Origin of the sequence: Paraburkholderia phytofirmans OLGA172, from assembly GCF_001634365.1 — a bacterium.
Lineage (GTDB): Bacteria > Pseudomonadota > Gammaproteobacteria > Burkholderiales > Burkholderiaceae > Paraburkholderia.
The window spans coordinates 4,123,042-4,147,825 of sequence record NZ_CP014578.1 but is presented as its reverse complement, the minus strand read 5'-3'; the positions used below and the strand labels follow the sequence as shown (position 1 = coordinate 4,147,825).

The window sequence follows — 24,784 nt, the reverse complement described above, 5'->3', positions numbered from 1 at the left end:
ACAGGTTGAGATCGATGTTGTGCCTCGAACAACACAGCCCGAGCTTGCTGAAAGCTCCTCTGGTGAGCATCACCAGAAACTACTTCTTCCAGATTGGTTGTGTTGACAAAGTCAACACGACAACAAGTCATGCCTGATGACCATAGCGAGTCGGTCCCACCCCTTCCCATCCCGAACAGGACCGTGAAACGACTCCACGCCGATGATAGTGCGGATTCCCGTGTGAAAGTAGGTAATCGTCAGGCTCCCCAGCATGTCCAGAAACCCCACCCCACAAAGGTGGGGTTTTTGCGTTTACGGCCGTAAAAACAGCGTCAATACGGCCCCGGCAACATCACCCCGGGAAATACGTGGCCGTTTCTGCCGATCCGGAGCGCGCTCGCGTAACCCGTCAGCTCCAGATAAGCGCGTCCGGCGTCAGTGACGCCGCCGCGAATTGACATGCGCGGAGGTGAAGCGGAGAGCCGACGTATAAGCCGTTGCCCCGATCCACCCAACCGCCTTATTTTCCTGGTGCCAGGAATCGTTGTGCCAGACGGACCCAGTACGTCGCCCCGATCGGCAATAGCTCGTCGTTGAAGTCATAGCTCGCGTTATGCAGCATGCAAGGCCCGGCACCATGTCCTGAGTCCCGGTGACCACCGTCTCCATTGCCGAGAAACGCGTAACAGCCCGGCTTCGCCAGCAGCATGAACGAAAAATCCTCGGCGCCCATCGTCGGTTCGACCGAGTCGTCGACATTTTCCGCACCGACAATTTCCTTCATGACTGCCGCAGCGAAGCGGGTCTCTTCGCTACTGTTGACGGTTGGCGGATAGTTGCGATGGAAATGGATTTCAACCGAGCAATCGTAAGCCTCGGCCGTGCTCTCAGCGATCTTGCGCATGCGCGATTCGATCAGATCGAGCGTTTCGGTGGTAAAAGTGCGCACGGTGCCTGAAATCCACGCATCGTTCGGGACGACATTGACGGCGTCGCCGGCGTGGATCTGGGTGATCGACAGTACCGCGGTATCGAGCGGCTTCTTGTTTCGCGTGATGATGCTCTGCAGTCCGTTCGCGATCTGCACTGCTGTGAACACGGGGTCGCGGCCGTTGTGCGGCAGCGCTGCATGCGAACCCACACCTTTGATTTCAATACGAAATTCGTTGCTTGAGGCCATAATCGGCCCTTCGGTCACGCCGAAGTGGCCTGCCGCCATGCCCGGCCAGTTGTGGATTCCGAAAACCGTATCGACCGGAAACTTCGTGAACAGGCCGTCATCGATCATTGCCTGTGCGCCGGCACCACCTTCTTCTGCCGGTTGAAAGATGAACACGATCGTGCCGTCAAAATCTCCGTGCTTGACGAGATGTCGCGCCGCGCCAAGCAGCATCGCGGTATGTCCGTCATGACCGCACGCATGCATTTTGCCGTCGTTCTGCGAGCGATGGTCGAAACTGTTGAGCTCCTGAATCGGCAGCGCATCCATGTCGGCGCGCAGTCCGATCGAGCGCGATCCGTTGCCGCGTTTCAGTACGCCAACTACGCCTGTTTTGCCCAATCCGCGATGCGTTTCGATGCCCCAGGACTCAAGTGTCCTCGCAACCAGATCCGCTGTTGCAGTTTCTTCGTAACGCAGTTCGGGGTGCGCATGAATCGTTCGTCGAAGGGCCTGAATTTCGCCGTGAGCGGCCTGGATTTCTGGGATCAGTTTCATGATGGTGCGCGTGTGCTTTGCTTTGCGTGGAGTCGCCCGGGGCCATATCACCCGGGCACGTTGATAACTGATTCTACGCCGAAGGCATTTTTGGCGGCACTATGCGGTTCAGCGGGCAACGCGCGTAATAAAATTCGGGGTCACCCCACCCATTACCGCTCTCTTCGACGGATCGCCGATGAATGCTCCGACTGAATTCGCCCGCGCGGTATGCCCGCACGATTGCCCTGATACCTGCGCGATGCGCGTGACCGTCGAAGACGGACGGGCGATCAAGGTCACCGGCGATCCCGATCATCCTCCGACTCAGGGCGTGCTATGTACCAAAGTCAGCCGCTATGCCGAGCGGGTGCACCATCCTCATCGGTTGACGACACCGATGAAGCGCGTCGGCCGCAAAGGCGAGGGCCATTTTGAGCCGATCAGCTGGGATGAGGCGTTTGAGTTGGCCGCAGCACGCCTGTCGGAGATCGCGAACCGGGCGCCAGAAGCCATCATGCCGTACAGCTACGCCGGCACGCTGGGCCTGGTTCAAGGTGACAGCATTGCGCAGCGGTTCTTTCACAAACTCGGAGCATCGCAGTTAGACCGCACGATTTGTGCAGCCGCCGGTGCGGCGGGGCTGAAATACACCTACGGCGCCAGCCTCGGCATGCTCATTGAGTTTTTCGCCGAGAGTGAGGTCATCCTGATCTGGGGCTCAAATCCCATCGCGTCGAACCTGCACTTCTGGACGCGCGCCCAGGAAGCCAGGCGTCGCGGCGCACGGCTGATCGCGATCGATCCGTACCGCTCGCTGACGGCGGAAAAATGCCACCAGCACATTGCACTGAAACCCGGAACCGACGGTGCTTTAGCGCTCGGCATGATCAACGTGTTGATCACGGAAAATCTGCTCGATCACGCCTACATCGCTGCCCATACGCTGGGCTTCGATGAACTCACAGCGCGTGCGTTCAGTTATCCGCCGTCACGTGCCGCTCGAATTTGCGGCATTGACGAACAAGTGATCGTCGATCTTGCGCGGCTTTACGGGAGCACGAAGAAGGCTGCGATCCGCATGAACTATGGCCTGCAGCGGGTGCGTGGCGGCGGTAACGCGGTGCGCGCGATCGCATGTTTGCCTTCGCTGACAGGTGCATGGCGCGAACGGGCGGGAGGTGCGCTATTGTCCTCGGGCGGATGGGCGCCGGTGGATTCGCACGCGTTGCAGCGCCCGGACCTGATGCCGGGCTGGCCCGCCAAGGCATCGCGCGTTATCAATATGAACGCAATCGGCGACGCATTGCTGCATCCGGGCGACGCCACGTTCGGCCCGAAAGTCGAGGCGATCATCGTCTATAACTCGAATCCGGTGGCGGTCGCGCCGGACTCCGAACGGGTCGCCGCCGGTTTTGCACGTGAAGACCTGTTCACGATCGTACTCGAGCACTTTCAGACCGACACTGCGGACTACGCCGATCTGCTTCTGCCTGCCACGACACAGCTCGAGCACCTCGACGTGCACAAGTCGTACGGGCACACGCACGTGATGGTGAACCTGCCAGCGATCGCGCCGATTGGCGATGCACGCCCGAACACGGAAATCTTTCGCGGCCTCGCGCGCCATATGGGACTGCAGGAGCCGGCGCTTTACGATAGCGACGACGCTGTCGCACAGTCAGCATTCCGCTGGAATGACAAAACGCTCGAAGGCGTCAGCTGGGATTCGCTAAAGAAAACCGGCTGGGCAGCGCTGAGCCTGCCTGAGGCGCCATTCGCCGAGGGCGGCTTTCGCACGCCATCCGGTAAATGCGAATTCTTCAGCGAACGCCTCGCGCAGCAAGGGCTTGATCCGTTGCCGGACTATCTGCCGCCTTACGAATCCGCAGACGGTGCGCCCGAGCTCGCCGCCCGTTACCCGCTTGCAATGATCTCGCCGCCCGCGCGCAACTTTCTGAACAGTACCTTCGTGAACATCGAAAGCCTGCGCTCGACAGAAGGTGAGCCGCATCTGGACATCCATCCGGCCGACGCGCGGCAGCGAAACATCGCCGACGGTGATCAGGTGCGCATATTCAACGATCGCGGCGCGATGCAGGCGCGCGCCCGTGTCACCGACAGGACACGTCAAGGACTCGTTGTCGGCTTGTCGATCTGGTGGAAGAAGCTCGCACCCGATGGCCGCAACGCGAATCAGGTCACCAGCCAGGCGCTTACCGATCTGGGTGGATCGGCCACGTTCTACGACTGCCTCGTCGAAGTCGAACGCGCCTGAAAACACGCTCAACAATCTCGCAGCGACGGTCCCCGACGGGTTCGAGGCTGCAGTCTAACTCAGCCGCTCCTCGGGGATAGCACAGGGATGCCCATGCTACGATGCGTTTTTAGCACGACCATTCGAAAATAAAGAAGGAGACGCTGCATGAACAAAATCTGGCTGAAATCTTATCCGCCCGGCGTTCCCGCAGAGATTGACCCGACTCGCTATTCGTCCATCGCCGACCTGCTCGAAGAAGCCTTCCGCGACCACCGTGCCAAACCAGCGTTCGTCTGCATGGGCAAGGAGATTAGCTACGGCGAGCTGGACACGCTTTCGCGCCAGTTGGCCGCGTGGTTTCAGTCGAAGGGTCTCGCCCGCGGCGCGCGCGTTGCAATCATGATGCCGAACGTGCTGCAATATCCCGTGGCGATCGCGGCGATATTGCGCGCGGGCTACGTGGTGGTGAACGTGAATCCGCTCTATACCCCGCGAGAACTCGAGCATCAGCTCAAGGACAGCGGCGCGGAAGCGATTATTCTGCTCGAAAACTTCGCTGTCACGCTGCAGGCGATTGTGCGCAATACGTCGGTCAAGCACATTGTCGTCGCCACAATGGGCGATCTGATGGGCGTGAAGGGCACGTTGGTGAACTTCGTCGTGCGCCGCGTGAAGAAGATGGTGCCGGCGTGGAGTTTGCCCGGCCACGTCAAATTCAACACCGCGATCGCCGAGGGCGCCCACCAAAGTTTCAAACCGGTCCAGCAAGGCCCCGACGACGTCGCGTTTCTACAGTACACGGGCGGCACGACCGGTGTGGCCAAGGGCGCGACGCTCTTGCATCGAAACCTGATCGCCAACGTGCTGCAATCGGAAGTCTGGCTCGATCCGGTTCGCGCTCACCGCACGGACATCGATCAGTTCATCACCGTTGTCGCGTTGCCGCTCTATCACGTTTTTGCGCTGACGGTCTGCGGACTGCTGACGATCCGTACGGGCGGCCTCGGCGTGCTGATCCCAAATCCGCGCGACATCCCCGGCATGATCAAGGCGCTGGAGGGCTATCCGATCACGACGATTCCCGCTGTCAACACGTTGTACAACGCGATGCTGAACAGCCCAGACTTCCACAAACTCGATCTTTCGAAGCTGATCGCGGCAAATGGCGGCGGTATGGCGGTGCAGGAAGCCGTCGCCAGGCGCTGGTTCGAGCATACGCATACGCCGATCATCGAAGGCTACGGTCTGTCGGAGACGTCGCCATGTGTGACCTGCAATCCGGTTACCGTCACGGAATATAGCGGTACGATCGGTTTGCCGCTGCCGTCGACGGAAATCTCGATTCGCGACGACGAAGGCAACGAGGTGCCGCTTGGCCAGCCGGGAGAAATCTGCATCCGCGGTCCGCAGGTGATGGCTGGCTACTGGAACCGCCCGGACGAAACGGCCAAGGTGATGACGCCGGATGGCTTCTTTAAATCGGGCGATGTCGGCTTGATGAACGAAAACGGCTTCGTCAAGATCGTCGATCGGAAGAAGGACATGATTCTGGTCTCGGGTTTCAACGTCTATCCGAACGAAATCGAGGACGTAGTCGCCAAGATGCCGGGGGTGTTCGAAGTCGCAGCTGTCGGCGTGCCGGATCAGCATTCGGGCGAAGCGGTAAAGTTGTTCGTCGTGAAAAAGGACCAGGCGCTTACCGACACGGATATCCTCACCTACTGCAAAACGCAGTTGACCGGCTACAAGCGGCCGAAGATTGTCGAATTCCGTACTGAGTTGCCGAAGAGCAATGTCGGCAAGATCCTGCGTCGCGAGTTGCGCGACGGCCGGGCTTAAGCGTCCCATGCGCATTAGACCCGCCGGCTCGAACGAAGCCGACATGAAGTAAAGATTTGCGTGAAGAGTAAGAAAGGCCCGGTAGACGAGAGTCTGCCGGGCCTTTCTATTTGGCGCCGTCACCAGTCTCTCTCGCAGTCCAGTCGACTCAAGCGGCGCTCGGCCATATAAAAAAAGGCGCCCGAAGGCGCCTTTGAGGCAAACTGCTTTTTTACGACTTATTAGAACTTGTGACGGATGCCGATACGAGCCGTGAACTGGTTCTGGTTCGCCGACGGGGTGATGTTGTTGATGGATGCAGTTGCAGCAACCGGAGTTCCCGCTGCATTCAGCGTCTCGCCCAAAGCGTGCTGGTACACACCCGTCACGTACACGTCGGTACGCTTGGACAGGAAGTAATCCACACCAACTGCACCTTGGTGGTACTGAGCGCGCGATTGACCTTCGATTTCCGCGCCACGGGTGTAGTCATACGCAGCACCGACCAGCAACGCCGGGGTCAACTGATACTTGAAGTTGATTTCCGCGTTGTTGAACGTAGCCGATTGGCCCGCGAACGGCGAATGGTACGTTGCGCCCAGGTTCCCGAAGCGGATATTCGAGTACGTTGCGCCGATCGTTGCTGCGCCGAACGTATATGCACCGCCTGCACCAATGACCTGGTACGTGTTAGCCGACGCGAAGCCAGTGTACACACCCGACGTCACAGCCGAAGCTGCCGCTGTCGTCGTGGCCGGCGTATTGAACAGACCGCCCGTATTCGCCGGGGTGCGCGCGTTAAGGTAAGCAACGCCGAGAACGAGAGGACCGTTGTTGTAGCCAGCGCCCAACGACCAGATCTGGTTCTGCGAGAAATTTCCGGCTTGGCCGCCGAAGCTGTACGTGCCGCCGAACGTTAGGCCGTTGTAGTTTACGCTCGAGTACTTGACCGTGTTGTTGGTACGGAACGCGTTGTTGAAGTTGTCGAGGTCGCTCGGGTGAGCTGCGATGTAGCCGCCCCATTGATCGCCCGCTTCCAGCGGGCCGACGTAGTCAACCACGGAGTCGTACTGACGACCCAGCGTGACCGAGCCGACCTGGCTCGACGACAGGCCGACGTAAGCTTGACGGCCGAACAGCAGGCCCTTTTGGCCGAGCGTGCCGTTGGTCACGTCAAAGCCGTTTTCCAACACGAAGATTGCCTTCAGACCGCCACCCAGATCTTCCGTGCCACGCAGACCGAAACGGCTACCTGACAGCACGCCGCTGGACATGTTGTACAGGTGCTGGCCTTTAGCGTTCGTGTTGACGTTAAGACCAACGTCGACAATACCGTACAAGGTCACGCTGCTCTGAGCATGTGCGACGCCAGCGAATGCGCCCAGTGCTGCAAGAGCGAGAAGCGACTTTTTCATCGAATGATCTCCAAGGATTACGAATCTTTTGTACAAGGCGAATATTTGTATAGCGTTGAGGCCTTGCTTGTCCAACTTCGCGAGAAGTTGCACGTAATGTAACAAAAGGCATACATGGCACAAAGCAAAAGGAGACGGCCAAAGCGGCTCCTGTTTCGTTTACGCAACATGGTCTAAAATCACAAATTGGCCGTCGGATTCGTTTGAATTCAAGGTCTTCGCGAAGCCGGTTTTGCCTTGCAAAGCCTTGTCGCGTGGACCGGCCAGCGCGACGAGGCGGTTCTCGAATCAGGGAGTACTTAATGCTTTTGGACGAGTTGATTAGCGAGTTTGATCGGGGTTTACGCTCAATGACTGGCGTGTCGCGAATGAGTCGTCCGTTGCCGGTTCCGCAAGAGTCAGCGGCGGAGCCCGCCGAACTCTCTCCGGCGGAACGCGCGCATGCGGCCGGCTTGATGCGTGTGAACCACGTCGGCGAGGTGTGCGCCCAGGCGCTATACCAGGCTCAGAAACTCGCTACCCGATCGCCGCCTTTGCGGGCGGTGTTTAATCACGCGGCCATCGAAGAGGAGGATCATCTGGCGTGGACTGCCAAACGCCTCCAAGCGCTTGATTCCCGTCCCAGCCTGTTAAACCCGCTCTGGTATACAGGCGCGTTGGCAATCGGCCTCGCAGCAGGCCGCCTGGGTGATCGGGTGAGTCTTGGCTTCATGGCCGAAACCGAGCGCCAGGTCGAACAGCATCTGGATAGCCATCTGGATCAATTGCCCGCGGCCGACCGCGAGTCGCGCGCGATCGTCGAACAGATGCGTGTGGACGAGGCGGAACATGGTAAATCCGCCATGGACGCGGGCGGCGTCGAGTTGCCGTTCCCTGCGCGCGCACTCATGCGGGCGGTATCGAAAGTCATGACGCGCACTGCCTATTACATATAAGTCCGAGACCCACGCTCACGCACCGCCTGAAAGTGGGACGGCGCCTCGCGCGCCGCCCACCCGAGATACCCGGAACGCCAGCCAACACCTCCCGATCCCGCTTCACGATCTCTTACATTCCGCGCCTTTCCCTCGCACTTTTCACGTATCACCTTCACAAGCGTCACTAGCCCATTCATTTATAACGGTTTTCCGTTTTATGCCCGATGTGAAGGAGTCGCGCTAAGTCCTTGTTCTAGCAAACAAAATTCGCTCGAAAAGCGTGTATCTCCCTTGACCCCTGTTTAGCGTTCCTCTAAAGTGGGAGACAGTGTGAGAAAGTGTATTTTTGTGTGATCTCACGGGCGGTTTGGGGTAGATTTTCACGGATCGGGCAGCCGGCGCAAAAACGCCGCGAGGAGAGCGAAGTGTTCCAAGGGGCGTCGGCGCTGACGCTCGATGCGAAAGGGCGGATGTCGATTCCCTCTCGCTATCGGGATGCGCTGCAAACACAGGCAGAGGGCCGGGTGACGATCACCAAGCACCCGGACGGCTGCCTGTTGCTCTTTCCGCGCCCTGAGTGGGAAATCTTCCGCGACAAGGTCGACAAGCTGCCCATGAACGCAACGTGGTGGAAGCGCATTTTTCTCGGCAACGCAATGGACGTTGATATGGACGGCGCAGGGCGCGTGCTCGTGTCGCCGGAATTGCGCGCGGCTGGCGGCTTGGAAAAGGAGCTGACCTTGCTCGGCATGGGTCGTCACTTTGAGTTGTGGGACGCACAAACTTACGCAGCAAAGGAACAGGCAGCGATCGCCGAGGGCATGCCCGAAGCGTTAAAGAATTTCACGTTCTGATCGCGGATTACATATATGGCACCTGCGATGGGAAACGAATTGCAGCATCGTACGGTGCTGCTGGAAGAAGCGGTCGAAGCGCTGGTCACGCGCGCGGACGGCGTCTATGTGGACGGTACCTTCGGGCGCGGCGGTCATAGCCGGTTGGTGCTGGAGAGGCTGAGTGAAGCGGGGCGCCTGATTGCGTTCGACAAAGACCCGCTCGCCATTGCCACGGCTCAGCAGATTGCCGATCCGCGCTTTGGCATCGTGCACGAGAGTTTTGCTTCACTGCGCGAAGCGATTGCGGAGCGCGGAGTAGGGCGGGTGTCGGGTGTTTTGCTGGATCTGGGCGTGTCGTCGCCGCAAGTCGACGATCCGGAGCGGGGTTTCAGTTTCCGCGCCGACGGCCCGCTCGACATGCGGATGGATCCGACGCGCGGCGAGTCAGCGGCTGACTGGCTGGCGCGGGCCACGGTGCAGGAACTGACGGAGGTGATACGAGATTATGGGGAAGAACGGTTTGCTTTTCAGATTGCAAAGGCGCTTGTTGCTCGCCGGGCAGAGTCCGACCGTCTTGGGCCTCTCGTCAGCACGGGCGAGCTTGCCCAAATCGTGGCTAACGTCGTCAAAACCCGTGAGAAGGGCAAGGATCCGGCAACCCGCACCTTTCAAGCTATACGGATTCACATCAATCAAGAGCTTGCGGAGCTGCAAGTCGTTTTAGAAGCAGCGTTGTCGCTGTTGGAGCAAGGGGGGCGGCTGGTGGTCATCAGCTTTCATTCGCTCGAGGACCGGATCGTCAAGCGATTCATGCAGGCGCACGCCAGTACGCCTGCGGTGGATCGCCGTCTGCCGATTCGTGCAGTCGATTTGCCGAGCCCTCCGCTCAAAATCATCGGCCGCGTGTTCGCCAGCGACGCTGAAGTCGCCGCAAACCCGCGCGCCCGTTCTGCCGTGATGCGTGTGGCGGAGCGGATCGCACCATGAATCGCCTCAATATCTTCCTGCTGATCATCGTGATGGGCTGCGCTCTGTCTGTCGTCAACGCAACCAATCAGCAGCGTCAGATTTTTATCCAATTGCAGCGCGCGCAATCGCAGGAGCGCCAGCTGCAGCAGGATTATTCACAGCTTCAATATCAGCAGAGCGCGTTGTCGAAGACTTCGCGCATCGAGCAGATCGCCACTGATTCCCTGAAGATGCAATCGGTCACGACCGGGCGCACCCAGTACCTGACGCTCGACCCGGGCGCCGCCAAGGCTGAGGACGCGCCAATCCCGACTTCCGGGCCGGCCTCGGCGCCGGCCGCGACCCGTCGCGGAGACGTGCGATGAAAAAATCGTCGACTCGCAAAAGCGTCGCCTTTTCGGCGAACCCGATCCTGTCGGTGCGCTTGCCCATGTGGCGCTCGAAACTCGTCGTGTTCATGCTGTTCATGGCGTTTGTCGCGCTGGCCGCGCGCGCCTTCTGGATTCAGGGGCCGGGTAACGCTTTCTATCAGAAGCAGGGAGAAATCCGCTATCAACGCCGGCTCGAACTGCCGGCCACGCGTGGCAAGATTCTCGACCGCAACGGCCTCGTGCTCGCCACGAGTCTGCCGGTGCGCGCGATCTGGGCAATTCCCGACTCGGTGCCGGACGATCTCGGCGCCGACAAGCTGAACCAGCTCGGCAAGCTGCTCGACATGACGAACAAGGAGTTGCGCGCCAAGCTGTCGGAAGACAAGAACTTCGTCTACGTGAAGCGCCAGGTACCGGTCGACGTCGCCGCGAAAGTCACCGCACTGGACATCCCCGGCATTTACGCACGCGACGAGTACAAGCGCTTCTATCCGGAAGGCGAGATCACGGCTCACCTGATCGGCTTCACCAATGTGGAAGACGAAGGCCAGGAAGGCGTGGAACTTGGCGACCAGAAGTTGCTGGCCGGCATGTCGGGCAGCCGCCGCGTCATTAAAGACCGCATGGGCCACATCATCGAGGACGTGGACGAGCAGGTCGTGCCGCACAACGGCCAGGACGTCGATCTCTCGATCGACAGCAAGATCCAGTACATCGCTTATACGAACCTGAAGGCGGCCGTCGAGAAATTCAAGGCGAAGGCCGGCGCGGCGATGGTGATCGACGTGCGGACCGGCGAAGTGCTTGCGCTGGTTAACTACCCGACGTACAACCCGAACGACCGTTCGCACCTCACGGGCGACCAGTTGCGCAACCGCATTCTCACGGACACCTTCGAGCCGGGCTCGATCATGAAGCCGTTCACGGTGTCGCTCGCGCTCGACCTGCACCGCGTGACGCCGACTACACTGGTAGATACGGGGCCGGGCCGTTTTGTGCTCGACGGTGCGCCGATTACCGACGACAGCGCGTTCGGCGTGCTGACGGTGGGCGGTGTGATCCAGAAGTCGAGCAACATCGGCGCGACGAAGATCGCCATGCAGCTCAAGCCCGAAGAGATGTGGAACATGTACACCAGCATCGGTCTCGGCCAGGCGCCGAAGGTCGGTTTTCCGGGTGCGGCGGCAGGCCGTCTGCGTCCGTGGAAGAGCTGGCGCCGCATCGAGCAGGCGACCATGTCGTACGGCTACGGCTTGTCGGTGTCGCTGTTCCAGTTGGGCCGTGCGTACACCGCGATCGCGCATGACGGCGAGATCATGCCCGTGTCGATTTTCCGCACACCTGGCGATCAACCGGCCACGGGGCCGCAAATTTTCGCGCCCACCACCGCTCGCGAAGTGCGCGCCATGCTCGAAACCGTGGTCGCGCCGGGCGGCACGTCGCCGGATGCGGCAGTGCCGGGTTATCGGGTCGGCGGCAAGAGCGGTACCGCATACAAGCACGGCGCTCACGGCTACGACCACTCCAAATACCGCGCCTCGTTCGTCGGCATGGCGCCAATGCCGAATCCACGCATTGTCGTCGCGGTGTCGGTCGACGAACCGACGGCGGGCAGCCACTTCGGCGGTCAGGTGTCGGGTCCGGTGTTCTCGGCGATTGTCGGCGATACGCTGCGTTCGCTGAACGTGCCGCCGGATATGCCGGTCAAGCAGATGGTCGTGTCGGACGATTCGGCGCCTGCCGCGCCGAGCGCACCGCCCTCGCCGGCGACCGTCAAGAAACTTTCCACCAGCGGTGGCGTGAAGAAGATGACGATCTCCGCCGACGCGAAAAGCCATCCTGGAGTTGTGCGATGAGCGCGCTGCGTAAGAAGCATCCAGCGCACCGGCAGATCGCCGACGCACTCAACTGGTTGCACGCACGCGTGCAGCCAGGCGCGCATCTGCACGCCGACACGCGCTCGCTTGCGGCGGGCGACGCGTTTTTCGCCTATGCGGTCGACGGTGCGGACAACCGCCCGTTCATCGACGGCGCGATCGAGCGTGGCGCGGCAGCCGTGCTGGTTCAGCCCGAAGGCTTTAGCGGCGCGATCGATCCGTCCACGACGCTGGCCGTACCGGCGTTGAACGAACTCGCTGGTTCAATTGCGAGCGCCTGGTATAACGATCCGAGCGACGGCATGCTGGCGGTCGGCATCACCGGCACCAACGGCAAAACGTCGTGCAGCCAATGGATTGCCGCGGCGCTGACCGCGCTCGGCAAACGTTGCGCGATCGTCGGTACGCTCGGCACCGGTCTGCCGGGTCAACTCGTACACACTGGCTTCACAACGCCTGATGCACCGCAACTGCAACGCAGTCTCGCGCAGCTACGCGACGCCGGCGCTCAAGCGGTGGCGATGGAAGTGTCGTCGCACGCCTTGCATCAAGGCCGCGTGAACGGCACGGCGTTCGACATCGCCGTGTTCACGAATCTCACGCAAGACCACCTCGACTATCACGGCACGTTCGAAGCCTACGAAACTGCCAAAGCGCGTTTATTCGCATGGCCGGACTTGCGTGCCGCGGTGATCAACCGTGACGATGCGGCCGGCCGCCGCCTGCTCGCAAGCACGAAGGGTCATGCACGCACGCTCGCTTACGGCCTCGACGAAGCGCTCAAAGACGCGCCGCAAGCCGATGCGTCGGACGCCGATGCGTTGCTGCTCGCCTCGAATGTGCGCGCAACCGCGACCGGCACCGCGTTTCATCTGACCACATCGGACTGGGGCGACGCCGACGTCGAAGTGCAAACGCTCGGCGCATTCAACGTCAGCAATTTGCTCGGCGTACTCGGCGCGTTGCTTGCCGCCGACGTGCCCTTTGACGCCGCGCTTGCCGAACTGGCGAAGCTCGAGCCGGTAAATGGCCGCATGCAGCGTCTAGGCGGCCGTTTGCAGAATGATGAGCCGCTCGTCGTGATCGACTACGCGCACACGCCGGATGCGCTGGAAAAGACCCTGGAAGCACTGCGTCCGATGGCGGTCGCGCGCGGTGGCGAACTGATCTGCATGTTCGGCTGCGGCGGCGATCGCGACGCGACCAAGCGTCCGCTGATGGGCGCGATCGCCGAGAAGATCGCCGACGGCGTCGTCGTGACTAGCGACAACCCGCGCAGCGAAGATCCGCAATCGATCATCGAGCAGATCGCCGCAGGTATGAAAGACGCGTCGAAGGCCCGTCGCATCGAGGACCGCGCAAGCGCGATCCTGCAGGCGATCCGCAGCGCCGCACGCGAAGACGTCATCGTGCTGGCCGGCAAGGGGCACGAAGCAACACAGGAAATCATGGGTAAGAAACGCGCTTTCTCCGATCAGGACCATGCTCGCCTTGCGCTCGCCGCACGGGCGACGCACGCACGCGGAGGTGGCGAATGACCATGTTCTCGCTGCGTGACGCCGCTGCGTTGATCCCAGGCGCAACCGTGCTGGGTGACGATAGCGTTACGTTCGAACGCGTTTCGACCGATAGCCGTAGCGCCGGTCCGGGCGATCTGTTCGTCGCGATCAAAGGTGACCGTTTCGACGCGCACGATTTCCTGCCGGAAGTCGCGTCGCGCAACGTCACGGCAGCACTGGTGACGCGCACGCCTCACGACTGGCATGTGCCCGCGTTGCGGGTGACCGATACGCGTATCGCGCTTGGCGCACTGGCACGCGGCTGGCGGCGCAAATTCAGCATGCCGCTCGTCGCCGTGACGGGCAGCAACGGCAAGACCACGGTCAAGGAAATGATCGCGTCGATCTTCGCTGCTGCGGTCGGCGCGGACGCACGCCTCGCGACTGCTGGCAACTTCAACAACGATATCGGCTTGCCGCTTACGCTGTTCCGCCTGCACGCCGCGCATCAGCTGGCGGTGGTCGAACTCGGCATGAACCATCCTGGCGAGACCTTGCTGCTTGCGAAGATCGCCGAGCCGACGGTTGCGGTGGTGAACAACGCACAGCGCGAGCATCAGGAATTCATGGCGACGGTCGAAGCCGTCGCGCTCGAACACGCCAGTGTGATTCACGCGCTCACGCCGGAAGGTGTCGCCGTGTTTCCTGCCGACGATGCCTACGCGAGCATCTGGCGCGTCGCGGCAACCGGCAACCGCATCATCGACTTCGCTTTGAACACCGCTGAACGCGTGACCGAAGCCGCCGTAACCGGCACGTTCACGGGCAAGGTTCTGAGCATCGACACGCCCGAAGGCCGCGTCGATGTGACGCTGCAAGTCCTCGGCGACCACAACGCGCACAACGCTCTGGCCGCGACGTCGGCCGCGCTTGCCGCAGGCGTGTCGCTCGACGCGATCCAGCGCGGCCTCGAATCGTTCGGCGCCGTGAAAGGCCGTTTGCAGGTGAAGCGCGCCGCGCTCGGCACGCTCGCCGGCGCAACCGTGATCGACGATACCTACAACGCGAACCCCGACTCGATGCGCGCTGCGATCGACGTGCTCGCGTCGCGCGAATCGCCGCGCGTGCTGGTGATGGGCGACATGGGCGAAGTCGGCGACAACGGCCCGGCGTTTCACCGCGAAATCGGTGCCTACGCAAAAGAACGCGGCATCGATGCGCTGTACGCCATGGGCGACGCCTCGCGCGACGCCTGCACCGCGTATGGCACGGGCGCGCATCACGTTGCCGATGTCGGCACGCTGGTCGCGCAATTGCAGCAAGCCGGTTTCGGCTCCGCTGCCACGCTTCTCGTGAAAGGCTCGCGCTTCATGCAAATGGAACGCGTGGTGGACGCCGTAACGAGTCCACAAACCAACGCAGCGGGCAATACGCCCGCTGCACATTGAAATAGAAGGACCGAAGCATGCTACTGGCGCTGGCGCAATGGCTGCAGAATGACGCAAGCTTCTTGCGCGTGTTCAGTTATCTGACTTTCCGTGCGGTGATGGCCACCATCACCGCGCTGCTGATCGGGCTCGTCTGCGGCCCGGCGGTGATCCGCAAGCTGACCGCGATGAAGGTCGGCCAGGCCGTTCGTAAAGACGGTCCGCAAACGCACCTCGTCAAATCCGGCACGCCGACCATGGGCGGCGTGCTGATCCTGCTCGGTATTGCCGTGGCGACGCTGTTGTGGGCCGATCTGACCAACCGCTTCATCTGGATCGTGATGCTGGTCACGTTCGGTTTCGGGGTGATCGGCTGGGTCGACGATTACCGCAAGGTGGTCTACAAAGACCCGCGCGGGATGTCGTCGCGCGAAAAGTATTTCTGGCAGTCGGTGATCGGCCTGTTCGCGGCGGTGTATCTCGCGTTCAGCGTGTCCGAAGCGAGCAACGTGCGCGTGTTCGATCTGTTCATGGCGTGGGTGCGCAGCGGCTTGTCGATGGGCTTGCCGGCGCGCGCCGACCTGCTGCTGCCGTTCGTCAAGTCGATCAGCTATCCGCTCGGCGTGTGGGGCTTCATCGTGCTGACGTATCTGGTGATCGTTGGCGCGAGCAACGCGGTGAATCTCACCGACGGTCTCGATGGCCTCGTGATCATGCCGGTCGTGCTGGTCGGCGCGTCGCTCGGCGTGTTCGCTTACGTGATGGGCAGCTCGGTCTATTCGAAGTACCTGCTGTTTCCGCATATCGCCGGCGCGGGCGAATTGCTGATCTTCTGCTCGGCGATGGGTGGGGCAGGTCTCGCGTTCCTCTGGTTCAACACGCATCCGGCGCAGATGTTCATGGGCGACGTCGGCGCATTGGCGCTGGGCGGCGCGCTCGGCACGGTCGCGGTGATCGTGCGTCAGGAAATCGTGCTCTTCATCATGGGCGGCATTTTCGTTGCGGAGACGCTCTCCGTGATGTTGCAGGTCACATGGTTCAAGTTCACCAAGCGCCGCTTCGGCGAAGGGCGCCGTCTCTTCAAGATGGCGCCGCTGCATCACCATTTCGAATTGTCGGGTTGGAAGGAAACGCAGGTGGTGGTGCGCTTCTGGATCATCACGTTGATGTTGTGTCTGTTCGGTTTGTCCACGCTCAAGTTGCGTTAAGTCGTATTTAGGGGAAGCAGGCGATGTTTGGCGAGAAGTTTCGGGATCGGCAAAAGCCGATGGTGCTCGTGCTGGGACTCGGTGAATCCGGTCTCGCGATGGCGCGCTGGTGCGCGCGGCACGGCTGTCGGCTGCGTGTAGCCGATACGCGCGAGGTGCCGCCGAACCTGTCCGCGCTGGAAGCGCACAGCGTCGATGCCGAGTTCATCGGCGGCCCGTTCTCGCTCTCGTTGCTCGAAGGCGTCGAACTCGTGGCGATCAGCCCGGGTTTGTCGCCGCTCGCCGCGGACTTGCTGCCGCTGATCTCGGCGGCGCGTGAGCAGGACATTCCTGTCTGGGGCGAACTCGAATTCTTCGCGCAAGCGCTGAAGACGCTCGGAGAAAGCGGATACGTGCCGAAGGTGATTGCGATCACCGGCACCAACGGCAAGACCACGACGACGAGCCTCACCGGCCTGCTGTGCGAACGCGCCGGCAAGAAGGTCGCGGTGGCGGGCAACATCAGCCCGGCTGCGCTCGACAAACTCAGCGAAGCGATCGACAACACCGCGCTGCCCGATGTGTGGGTGTTGGAACTGTCGAGCTTCCAGCTGGAAACCGCGCACACGTTTACTCCGGATGCTGCGGTCGTTCTGAACATCACGCAAGATCACCTGGATTGGCACGGTGGCCTCGATGCGTACGCCGCCGCGAAGGGCCGCATCTTCGGTACACAAACCGTGCGCGTGCTGAATCGCGACGACTCGCGTGTGATGGCGCTGGCGCCTTCAGCCGACGCTGATGCAGCGATGATCACTTTCGGCGTCACTGAGCCGAAGAACGACGGCGACTATGGTCTGCTGCGCGACAACGGCATGATCTGGCTGGTCGAAGCGCACGATCGCGACGCCAGCGACGAATCCGCCAAGGGGACGCCGGCGCGCCGTCGCAAGAACGAAGTGGCGGCGCCGAAGAATATCGCGCTCAAACGCCTGATGCCGGCGGACGCGCTGCGCATTCGCGGCCTGCACAACGCTGCGAACGCGTTGGCTGCGTATGCACTGGCGCGCGCGATCGGCCTGCCAGGCGCACCGCTTCTGCACGGCCTGCGCGAATACCGCGGCGAGCCGCATCGCGTGGAATTGATTGCGTCGATCGAAGGCGTCGATTACGTCGATGACAGCAAGGGCACCAACGTCGGCGCGACGGTTGCCGCACTCGACGGTCTCGCGCAACGCGCGGTGCTGATCGCCGGCGGCGACGGTAAGGGCCAGGATTTCGAACCGCTCGCCGCGCCGGTGATGCGCTGGTGCCGCGCCGTGATGCTGATCGGCCGCGACGCGCCGCAGATCCGCGCCGCGCTCGAAGATACCGGCATCGCGATGACCGACCACGCGACGCTCGAAGAAGCGACGCGGGCCGCCACCGCATTGGCGCAGCCAGGGGACGCCGTGCTGCTGTCGCCGGCTTGCGCGAGCTTCGACATGTTCAAGGGTTATGCACATCGCGCGGCGGTGTTCCGCAGCACGGTGGAAGACATCGCGGCTGAACGGGGGACGATGATATGAGCTGGTCGGAACGCTTCGGTTCGCGCCTCGCCGGCTCCCGCGCTGGCAATGGCAATGGCGATACGGGTAGCACGGGCCGCGCCTCCGGCCGCACCGGCGGCAGTGGTCTCGCGAGCGCCGTGAATGGCGTGCGTCCGCTGCGCTCGCGGATGCTCGACTACGATCACTCGTTGCTGTGGGTGGTCGTCGCGTTGCTCGGGCTTGGCGTCGTGATGGTGTATTCGGCGTCGATCGCGATGCCCGATTCGCCGAAGTACGCGTCGTACCGCGATTACGCATTCCTCGTGCGCCAGATCATTTTCGTGGTGATGGGTTCGGTGATCGGCGTCGTGTCGTTCCGCATTCCGATCTCGACGTGGGATAAATACGCGCCGAAGCTCTTCCTGATTTCGCTCGCCGCGTTGGTGATCGTGCTGATCCCGCACGTCGGTAAGGGTGTGAACGGCGCGCGCCGCTGGATTCCGCTCGGCATCACGAACATGCAGCCGTCGGAAATCATGAAGCTGGCCGTGACGATTTACGCGGCGAACTATACGGTGCGCAAGCAGGAATACATGCACAGTTTCGCCAAAGGCTTTCTGCCGATGGCGGTCGCGGTGGGTCTCGTCGGCGCGTTGCTGCTGCTCGAACCGGACATGGGCGCGTTTATGGTGATCGCCGCGATCGCGATGGGCGTGCTGTTCCTCGGTGGCGTGAACGGCAAGCTGTTCGGCGGCCTGGTGGCCACCGCGGTGGGCACGTTCAGCTTGCTGGTGTGGGCATCGCCGTGGCGTCGTGAGCGGATCTTCGCTTACCTCGATCCGTGGGACGACCGTTACGCGCAGGGCAAGGCGTATCAATTGACGCACTCGCTGATTGCTTTCGGCCGCGGCGAGTGGTTCGGCGTGGGCTTGGGCGGCAGCGTCGAGAAGCTCAACTATCTGCCGGAAGCGCATACCGACTTCATTCTCGCCGTGATTGGCGAGGAACTCGGTTTTGTCGGCGTGCTCGTCGTGATTCTGATGTTCTACTGGATCGTGCGCCGCTCGTTCGAGATCGGGCGTCAGGCGCTCGCGCTCGACCGCACGTTTGCTGGGCTGGTCGCGAAGGGTATCGGCATCTGGTTCGGCGCGCAGACCTTTATCAATATGGGTGTGAATCTTGGCCTGCTGCCGACTAAAGGTCTCACGTTGCCGCTCGTCAGCTACGGCGGGTCGGGCATCTTGCTGAACTGTGTGGCGGTGGCTGTGTTGATGCGCGTGGATTATGAAAATCGTGTGCTGATGCGTGGGGGGAAGGTATGACCCCCATGCAGCAGCGCACGATTTCGGCGAAGCCAAAACGAATTCCCTTTTTTGCTGATGCGTGGGGGGAAGGTATGACCCCCATGCAGCAGCGCACGATTTCGGCGAAGCCAAAACGAATTCCTTTTTTGCTGATGCGTGGGGGGAAGGTATGACGGCTCTCCCGCAACGCACGCTGATGGTGATGGCCGGTGGCACCGGGGGACACGTGTTCCCGGGGCTCGCGGTCGCGCACCTGATGCAGGCGTGGGGCTGGAAGGTCGTATGGCTTGGCAACCCCGCAGGCATGGAGGCCACGCTGGTGCCGAAACACGGCATCCCGATGGAATACGTGCGCTTCGGCGGACTGCGCGGCAAGGGCCTGAAGACCAAGCTGATGTTGCCGCTGAACCTGCTGCGCGCCTGCTCGCAAAGTCTGAGCGTGTTGCGTCGCGTGAAGCCCGACGTCGTGCTCGGCATGGGCGGCTACATCACGTTTCCGGCGGGTTTGATGGCCGCGTTGAGCGGCCGTCCGCTGGTGCTGCACGAACAGAATTCGATCGCGGGTCTCGCCAATAAGGTGCTCGCGAAGCTCGCCAAACGCGTGCTGGTTGCATTCCCGAATGCGCTGCCGCACGGCGAATGGACCGGAAACCCAATTCGGGCGGAACTTGCTCGCGCAATTGCACCCAAAGCACGCTACGCAGAGCGCAGCGGTCCGCTGAATGTGCTGGTGGTGGGCGGCAGCCTGGGCGCGGCGGCATTGAATGAAGTCGTGCCGCGTGCGGTAGCGCTGCTGGCGCCGAATGAACGTCCGCGCATCGTGCATCAGGCGGGCGCGAAGCATATTGAAGCGCTGCGTGAGAACTACGCGGCGGCAGGCCTGCAAGCGGGCGCCGATGTAGAACTCGTGCCTTTCATCGACGACATGACGGGCGCGTATGCGAACGCGGATCTGGTGATCTGCCGTTCGGGCGCGATGACGGTGTCGGAGATTGCAGCAGTAGGGGTGGCGGCGTTTTTCGTGCCGTTCCCATTTGCAGTAGACGATCACCAAACCACTAATGCAGCGTTCCTCGCCGACAACGGCGCGGCGCTGGTCGTGCAGCAACGCGATCTGTCGGCGGCAACACTCGCCGACTGGTTGCGCAGCCAGACGCGAGAAACCCTCGCAGAGATGGCAGAGCGTTCGCGCTCGCTCGCGAAACCCGACGCCACTGAACAGGTCGCGCAGATTTGCGCGACTGTGGCGGGTTCGATTTCGGGCGCGAGCCCAGAAGGAAAGCAATGAAACACATCGTCAAACATATTCACTTTGTCGGCATCGGCGGTGTCGGCATGAGCGGCATCGCGGAGGTGCTGGTCAACCTCGGCTATCAGGTGAGCGGCTCGGACCTGTCGAGCAACGCGATCACCGACCGCCTCGCCGCCCTCGGCGCGCGGATCGCGATTGGCCACGCGGCGGAGAACATCGAAGGGGCGAACGCCGTGGTTGTTTCCACCGCGGTGCGCAGTGACAACCCGGAAGTGCTGGCCGCGCGCCATCGCCGAATTCCGATCGTGCCGCGCGCCGTGATGCTCGCAGAACTGATGCGCCTGAAGCAGGGCATCGCGATTGCCGGGACGCACGGCAAGACCACCACCACTTCACTGGTGGCGAGCGTGCTGGCGGCGGGCGGTCTCGATCCGACTTTCGTGATCGGCGGCCGGCTGATCAGCGCGGGCGCGAATGCGCGTCTGGGCACGGGCGATTTCATCGTCGCCGAAGCGGACGAGTCGGATGCGTCGTTCCTGAATCTGTTCCCGGTGATCGAGGTCATCACGAACATCGACGCCGATCACATGGACACCTACGGCCACGACTTCGCGCGGCTCAAGCAGGCGTTCATCGAATTCACGCACCGTCTGCCGTTCTACGGGATCGCGGTGCTGTGCGTCGACGATCCGAACGTGAAGGAGATCCTGCCGTTCGTGTCGAAGCCGATCATCCGTTACGGTTTTGCGCCGGACGCACAGGTACGCGCGGTCAACGTCGAAGCGCGCGGCGGCAAGATGCATTTCACGGCAATGCGCGAAGACGCGACGCCGATCGACATCGTCTTGAACCTGCCAGGCGAGCACAACGTGCAGAACGCTTTGGCTGCAATTGCAATTGCGACTGAACTTGAAGTGAAAGATGCCGATATCCAGCGAGCGCTCGCGGATTTCAACGGCGTGGGCCGACGCTTCCAGCGCTACGGCGAAGTGCCGGTCGTATCGGAAGGCAACGCTGCCGGCACGTACACGCTGGTCGACGATTACGGCCATCACCCGGTCGAAATGGCGGCGACGGTGGCGGCGGCGCGCGGTGCGTTTCCGGGGCGGCGTCTGGTGCTGGCATTCCAGCCGCACCGCTTCACGCGCACGCGCGATTGCTTCGAAGATTTTGTGAAGGTGCTGTCGACCGTCGACGCCCTTGTGCTGACCGAAGTCTATTCGGCCGGCGAAGCGCCGATCGTCGCCGCGGACGGCCGCGCGCTCGCACGCGCGCTGCGCGTGGCGGGCAAGGTCGAGCCGGTGTTTGTCGATACGGTGGATGAAGTGCCGGACGCGCTCTCAGCAGTGGTGCGCGACGGCGATGTAGTGATCACGATGGGCGCGGGTTCGATCGGCAGCGTGCCGGGACGCCTCGCGCAAGAAACGAAGGTATGAGTGAGATGAGCAGCATCGACCCTAAACAATTCGGCAAAGTAGCAGTGCTGCTCGGTGGGGACTCCGCCGAGCGCGAGGTGTCGCTCAATTCCGGCCGCCTCGTGCTGCAAGGTCTGCGCGACGCCGGTATCGACGCGCATCCGTTCGATCCGGCCGAGCGTCCGCTCGCTGCGTTGAAGGACGAAGGCTTCGTGCGCGCGTTCAACGCGCTGCATGGCGGCTACGGCGAGAACGGTCAGATTCAGGGCGCGCTGGATTTTTACGGCATCCGTTACACCGGTAGCGGCGTGCTCGGCTCGGCGCTTGGTCTGGACAAGTTCCGCACCAAGCTCGTGTGGCAGCAGCTCGGCATTCCGACGCCGCCGTTCGAAGCCGTGCTGCGTGGCGACGACTACGAAGCACGCGCGAAAGACATCGTCGCGAAGCTCGGCTTGCCGCTGTTCGTGAAGCCGGCCAGCGAAGGCTCGAGCGTCGCGGTGATCAAGGTGAAAAGCGCCGACGCATTGCCGGCGGCGCTGCTCGAAGCGGTCAAGTACGACAGGATCGTCGTGGTGGAAAAGAGCATCGAAGGCGGCGGCGAGTACACCGCGTGCATTGCCGGCGATCTGGATCTGCCGGTGATCCGCATCGTGCCGGCCGGCGAGTTCTACGACTACCACGCGAAGTACATCGCCAACGACACGCAGTACCTGATTCCGTGCGGCCTGCCGGCTGACGAAGAGTCACGCCTGAAAGTGCTGGCGCGCCGCGCGTTCGACGTGCTCGGCTGTACCGATTGGGGCCGCGCCGATTTCATGCTCGACGCCGGCGGCAACCCGTACTTCCTCGAAGTGAACACGGCACCTGGCATGACCGATCACTCGCTGCCGCCTAAAGCGGCGCGCGCGGTGGGCATCAGCTATCAGGAACTGGTTGTCGGCGTGTTGGCGCTGACGCTCAAGGACTAACAAAGGACTAACCGGGGCAACCCGAAAGCAACTCCATGTGGAACAACGTTCGCCAGCTCAATTTCGCCGCCAACGCATTGCATGCGTTGCTGGTGCTCGTGCTGCTGGCGGCTGGCGGTTTCTGGATGATCCAGCGTCCGAATTTCGCGCTGCGCGAAATCCAGATCGACGGCGACACCGAGCACATCAATTCGCCGACGGTGCGCGCCGGCGTAGTAGGGCGGTTGAAGGGCAACTTTTTTACGGTGGATCTCGACGCCGCACGGCAGGCGTTCGAGCAGATGCCGTGGGTGCGTCACGCGAGCGTGCGCCGGGTCTGGCCGAATGCACTGGCTGTCACGCTTGAAGAGTACAAACCGCTTGGAACGTGGGGCAGCGATCAGCTGGTGAGCGTGGACGGCGAACTGTTCACCGCCAACCAGGGCGAGCTGGAAGAAGAGCTGCCCGCGTTCGACGGCCCGGATGGTACGGCAAAAGAAGTCGTCGCGCGTTATAGCGACTTCAAGAAGTGGTTTGCGCCGTTGGGCGCAACGCCCGAAGAAGTCACGCTGTCGCCGCGTTACGCGTGGACGGTGAAGCTGTCGAACGGTATGCAGGTGGAACTTGGGCGCGAACGCAATCATGACACGCTGCTCGATCGGACCCGCCGCCTGACCGCGGCGTGGAACGCGGTGACGCAACGTTGGGGAAAGGATATCGAGTATGCGGACTTGCGCTATCCGAACGGTTTCGCGATTCGTGCCGCTGGCATGCGCTTTATCAGCGAACCCGACAAGGGCAAGAAGTAAACGGACATCACACGCAATGAGCACGCTATGAGTAAAGACTATAAAGATCTGCTGGTCGCCCTCGACATTGGGACGTCGAAGGTAGTGGCTATCGTCGCCGAGTTGAAGGGCGAGGGTCACTACGAGGTGATCGGCCTCGGCCAGAGCGAATCAAAGGGGCTCAAGAAGGGCGTGGTGGTGAACATCGAGGCCACCGTGCAGTCCATTCAGCGCGCGCTCGAAGAGGCCGAGCTGATGGCCGACTGCAAGATCACGAACGTATTTACCGGGATCGCCGGCAGCCATATCCGCAGCTTCAATTCGAGCGGCATGGTGGCGATCAAGGAAAAGGAAGTCACGCAGACGGACGTCGCGCGCGTGATCGAGACGGCGAAAGCGATCAACATCCCGACCGATCAGCAGGTGCTGCACATCCTGACGCAGGAATTCATCATCGACGGTCAGGAAGATGTGCGCGAGCCGATCGGCATGAGCGGCATCCGCCTGGAAGTGAAGGTGCATATCGTCACCGGCGCGGTGAGCGCGGCGCAGAACATCGTGAAGTGCGTGCGCCGTTGCGGGCTCGAAGTGAACGATCTGATCCTGCAGCCGCTCGCTTCGTCGCTGGCGGTGCTGACGGAAGACGAAAAGGAACTCGGCGTGGTGCTGGTCGATATCGGCGGCGGCACGACTGATATTGCGATTTTCAGCGAAGGCGCAATTCGTCATACGGCCGTGATCCCAATCGCCGGTGACCAGATCACCAGCGACATCGCGATGGCCTTGCGCACGCCGACGCCGGACGCGGAAGACATCAAGGTCGACTACGGCATTGCGAAGCAGGCTCTCGCTGATCCTGACGAAATGATCGAAGTGCCGGGTCTCGGCGAGCGCGGGCCGCGCACGCTGTCGCGCCAGGCATTGGCGGCGGTGGTCGAGCCGCGCGTCGAAGAACTGTTTTCGCTCGTGCAGCAGGTGGTGCGCGAGTCGGGTTACGAGGAATTGCTGAGCTCCGGCGTGGTGCTGACCGGCGGCGCGTCGATGATGCTCGGCATGGTCGAACTCGGCGAGGACATTTTCCTGAAGCCGGTGCGGATCGGCGTGCCGGAATACGCGGGCGGTCTTGCCGACGTCGTGCGTAACCCGCGTTATTCGACGGCGATGGGTCTGCTCGTCGAAGGACGCTCGCAACGGATGCGCGGCCGCAAGGTCGCAGTGCAGTCGGGGTCGATGGGCCAGGTCTTCACGCGAATGAAAGACTGGTTCCTCGGCAACTTCTAACGAATTCGCTTTTC

At 61.9% G+C, this 24,784-nt stretch carries 20 protein-coding genes and 1 rRNA gene; 19 read left to right on the top strand and 2 right to left on the bottom strand.

What is annotated here, in order from left to right:
* Positions 1-132 precede the first annotated feature (132 nt).
* Positions 133-245: ribosomal RNA gene (gene rrf / locus AYM40_RS18215) — 5S ribosomal RNA — on the top strand.
* A gap of 257 nt (positions 246-502) precedes the next feature.
* Here the strand turns inward: rrf and AYM40_RS18210 are convergent.
* Entirely contained in the window at positions 503-1,699 is a 1,197-nt protein-coding gene (locus AYM40_RS18210) for a M20 aminoacylase family protein (protein WP_063497439.1), read from the bottom strand.
* A 178-nt stretch (positions 1,700-1,877) separates the two neighbouring features.
* Here AYM40_RS18210 and AYM40_RS18205 point away from each other — a divergent pair, with 178 nt between their 5' ends.
* Positions 1,878-3,956 (top strand): molybdopterin-containing oxidoreductase family protein, encoded by a 2,079-nt coding sequence (locus tag AYM40_RS18205; RefSeq protein WP_063497438.1) that lies wholly within the window; start codon positions 1,878-1,880, stop codon positions 3,954-3,956.
* A gap of 147 nt (positions 3,957-4,103) precedes the next feature.
* Positions 4,104-5,777, top strand: a complete 1,674-nt coding sequence (locus AYM40_RS18200) for a long-chain fatty acid--CoA ligase (protein ID WP_063497437.1) — start codon at positions 4,104-4,106, stop codon at positions 5,775-5,777.
* Positions 5,778-5,998: 221 nt separating this feature from the next.
* On the opposite strand, the gene AYM40_RS18195 is transcribed toward AYM40_RS18200, so the two are convergent.
* A complete protein-coding gene (locus AYM40_RS18195; protein ID WP_063497436.1) occupies positions 5,999-7,171 on the bottom strand; it encodes a porin in 1,173 nt (390 codons plus the stop codon).
* A 302-nt stretch (positions 7,172-7,473) separates the two neighbouring features.
* Here AYM40_RS18195 and coq7 point away from each other — a divergent pair, with 302 nt between their 5' ends.
* The 16 genes from coq7 (at position 7,474) to ftsA (ending at position 24,770) form a co-directional block, all read left to right on the top strand.
* A complete protein-coding gene (coq7, locus tag AYM40_RS18190; protein WP_063497435.1) occupies positions 7,474-8,106 on the top strand; it encodes a 2-polyprenyl-3-methyl-6-methoxy-1,4-benzoquinone monooxygenase in 633 nt (210 codons plus the stop codon).
* Positions 8,107-8,513: 407 nt separating this feature from the next.
* Entirely contained in the window at positions 8,514-8,942 is a 429-nt protein-coding gene (gene mraZ, locus AYM40_RS18185; RefSeq protein ID WP_063497434.1) for a division/cell wall cluster transcriptional repressor MraZ, read from the top strand.
* A 15-nt stretch (positions 8,943-8,957) separates the two neighbouring features.
* A complete protein-coding gene (gene rsmH / locus AYM40_RS18180; RefSeq protein ID WP_063497433.1) occupies positions 8,958-9,911 on the top strand; it encodes a 16S rRNA (cytosine(1402)-N(4))-methyltransferase RsmH in 954 nt (317 codons plus the stop codon).
* On the top strand, positions 9,908-10,258 hold the full coding sequence (ftsL, locus tag AYM40_RS18175) for a cell division protein FtsL (protein WP_063497432.1): 351 nt from the start codon (positions 9,908-9,910) through the stop codon (positions 10,256-10,258). The genes rsmH and ftsL overlap by 4 nt, the downstream gene beginning before the upstream one ends.
* Positions 10,255-12,120: a peptidoglycan D,D-transpeptidase FtsI family protein gene (locus AYM40_RS18170; protein ID WP_063497431.1), complete on the top strand. Its 1,866-nt coding sequence runs from the start codon at positions 10,255-10,257 to the stop codon at positions 12,118-12,120. Before ftsL ends, AYM40_RS18170 begins: the two co-directional genes overlap by 4 nt.
* The gene (locus tag AYM40_RS18165; protein ID WP_063497430.1) at positions 12,117-13,679 is read left to right on the top strand and encodes a UDP-N-acetylmuramoyl-L-alanyl-D-glutamate--2,6-diaminopimelate ligase; all 1,563 of its coding nucleotides are present in this window, start codon (positions 12,117-12,119) and stop codon (positions 13,677-13,679) included. The genes AYM40_RS18170 and AYM40_RS18165 overlap by 4 nt, the downstream gene beginning before the upstream one ends.
* Entirely contained in the window at positions 13,676-15,088 is a 1,413-nt protein-coding gene (locus tag AYM40_RS18160; protein ID WP_063497429.1) for a UDP-N-acetylmuramoyl-tripeptide--D-alanyl-D-alanine ligase, read from the top strand. The genes AYM40_RS18165 and AYM40_RS18160 overlap by 4 nt, the downstream gene beginning before the upstream one ends.
* Positions 15,089-15,105: 17 nt before the next feature.
* Positions 15,106-16,275, top strand: a complete 1,170-nt coding sequence (gene mraY / locus AYM40_RS18155; protein WP_063497428.1) for a phospho-N-acetylmuramoyl-pentapeptide-transferase — start codon at positions 15,106-15,108, stop codon at positions 16,273-16,275.
* A gap of 23 nt (positions 16,276-16,298) precedes the next feature.
* Positions 16,299-17,822 carry a UDP-N-acetylmuramoyl-L-alanine--D-glutamate ligase gene (murD, locus tag AYM40_RS18150; RefSeq protein ID WP_063497427.1) on the top strand — a complete coding sequence of 508 codons (1,524 nt, stop codon included), beginning with the start codon at positions 16,299-16,301 and terminating at the stop codon, positions 17,820-17,822.
* On the top strand, positions 17,819-19,105 hold the full coding sequence (ftsW, locus tag AYM40_RS18145) for a putative lipid II flippase FtsW (RefSeq protein WP_063497426.1): 1,287 nt from the start codon (positions 17,819-17,821) through the stop codon (positions 19,103-19,105). The genes murD and ftsW overlap by 4 nt, the downstream gene beginning before the upstream one ends.
* Entirely contained in the window at positions 19,102-19,260 is a 159-nt protein-coding gene (locus AYM40_RS41420; RefSeq protein ID WP_158515289.1) for a hypothetical protein, read from the top strand. Before ftsW ends, AYM40_RS41420 begins: the two co-directional genes overlap by 4 nt.
* Complete coding sequence (gene murG, locus AYM40_RS18140; protein ID WP_063497425.1) at positions 19,257-20,375, top strand: undecaprenyldiphospho-muramoylpentapeptide beta-N-acetylglucosaminyltransferase; 1,119 nt, start codon at positions 19,257-19,259, stop codon at positions 20,373-20,375. Before AYM40_RS41420 ends, murG begins: the two co-directional genes overlap by 4 nt.
* Entirely contained in the window at positions 20,372-21,775 is a 1,404-nt protein-coding gene (murC, locus tag AYM40_RS18135; RefSeq protein ID WP_063497424.1) for a UDP-N-acetylmuramate--L-alanine ligase, read from the top strand. Before murG ends, murC begins: the two co-directional genes overlap by 4 nt.
* Before the next feature lie 5 nt (positions 21,776-21,780).
* Complete coding sequence (locus tag AYM40_RS18130) at positions 21,781-22,722, top strand: D-alanine--D-alanine ligase (RefSeq protein ID WP_063497423.1); 942 nt, start codon at positions 21,781-21,783, stop codon at positions 22,720-22,722.
* Positions 22,723-22,757: 35 nt separating this feature from the next.
* Positions 22,758-23,510 carry a cell division protein FtsQ/DivIB gene (locus AYM40_RS18125; protein WP_063497422.1) on the top strand — a complete coding sequence of 251 codons (753 nt, stop codon included), beginning with the start codon at positions 22,758-22,760 and terminating at the stop codon, positions 23,508-23,510.
* Between the two features lie 27 nt (positions 23,511-23,537).
* A complete protein-coding gene (gene ftsA / locus AYM40_RS18120) occupies positions 23,538-24,770 on the top strand; it encodes a cell division protein FtsA (protein ID WP_007180311.1) in 1,233 nt (410 codons plus the stop codon).
* Positions 24,771-24,784: the final 14 nt, after the last annotated feature.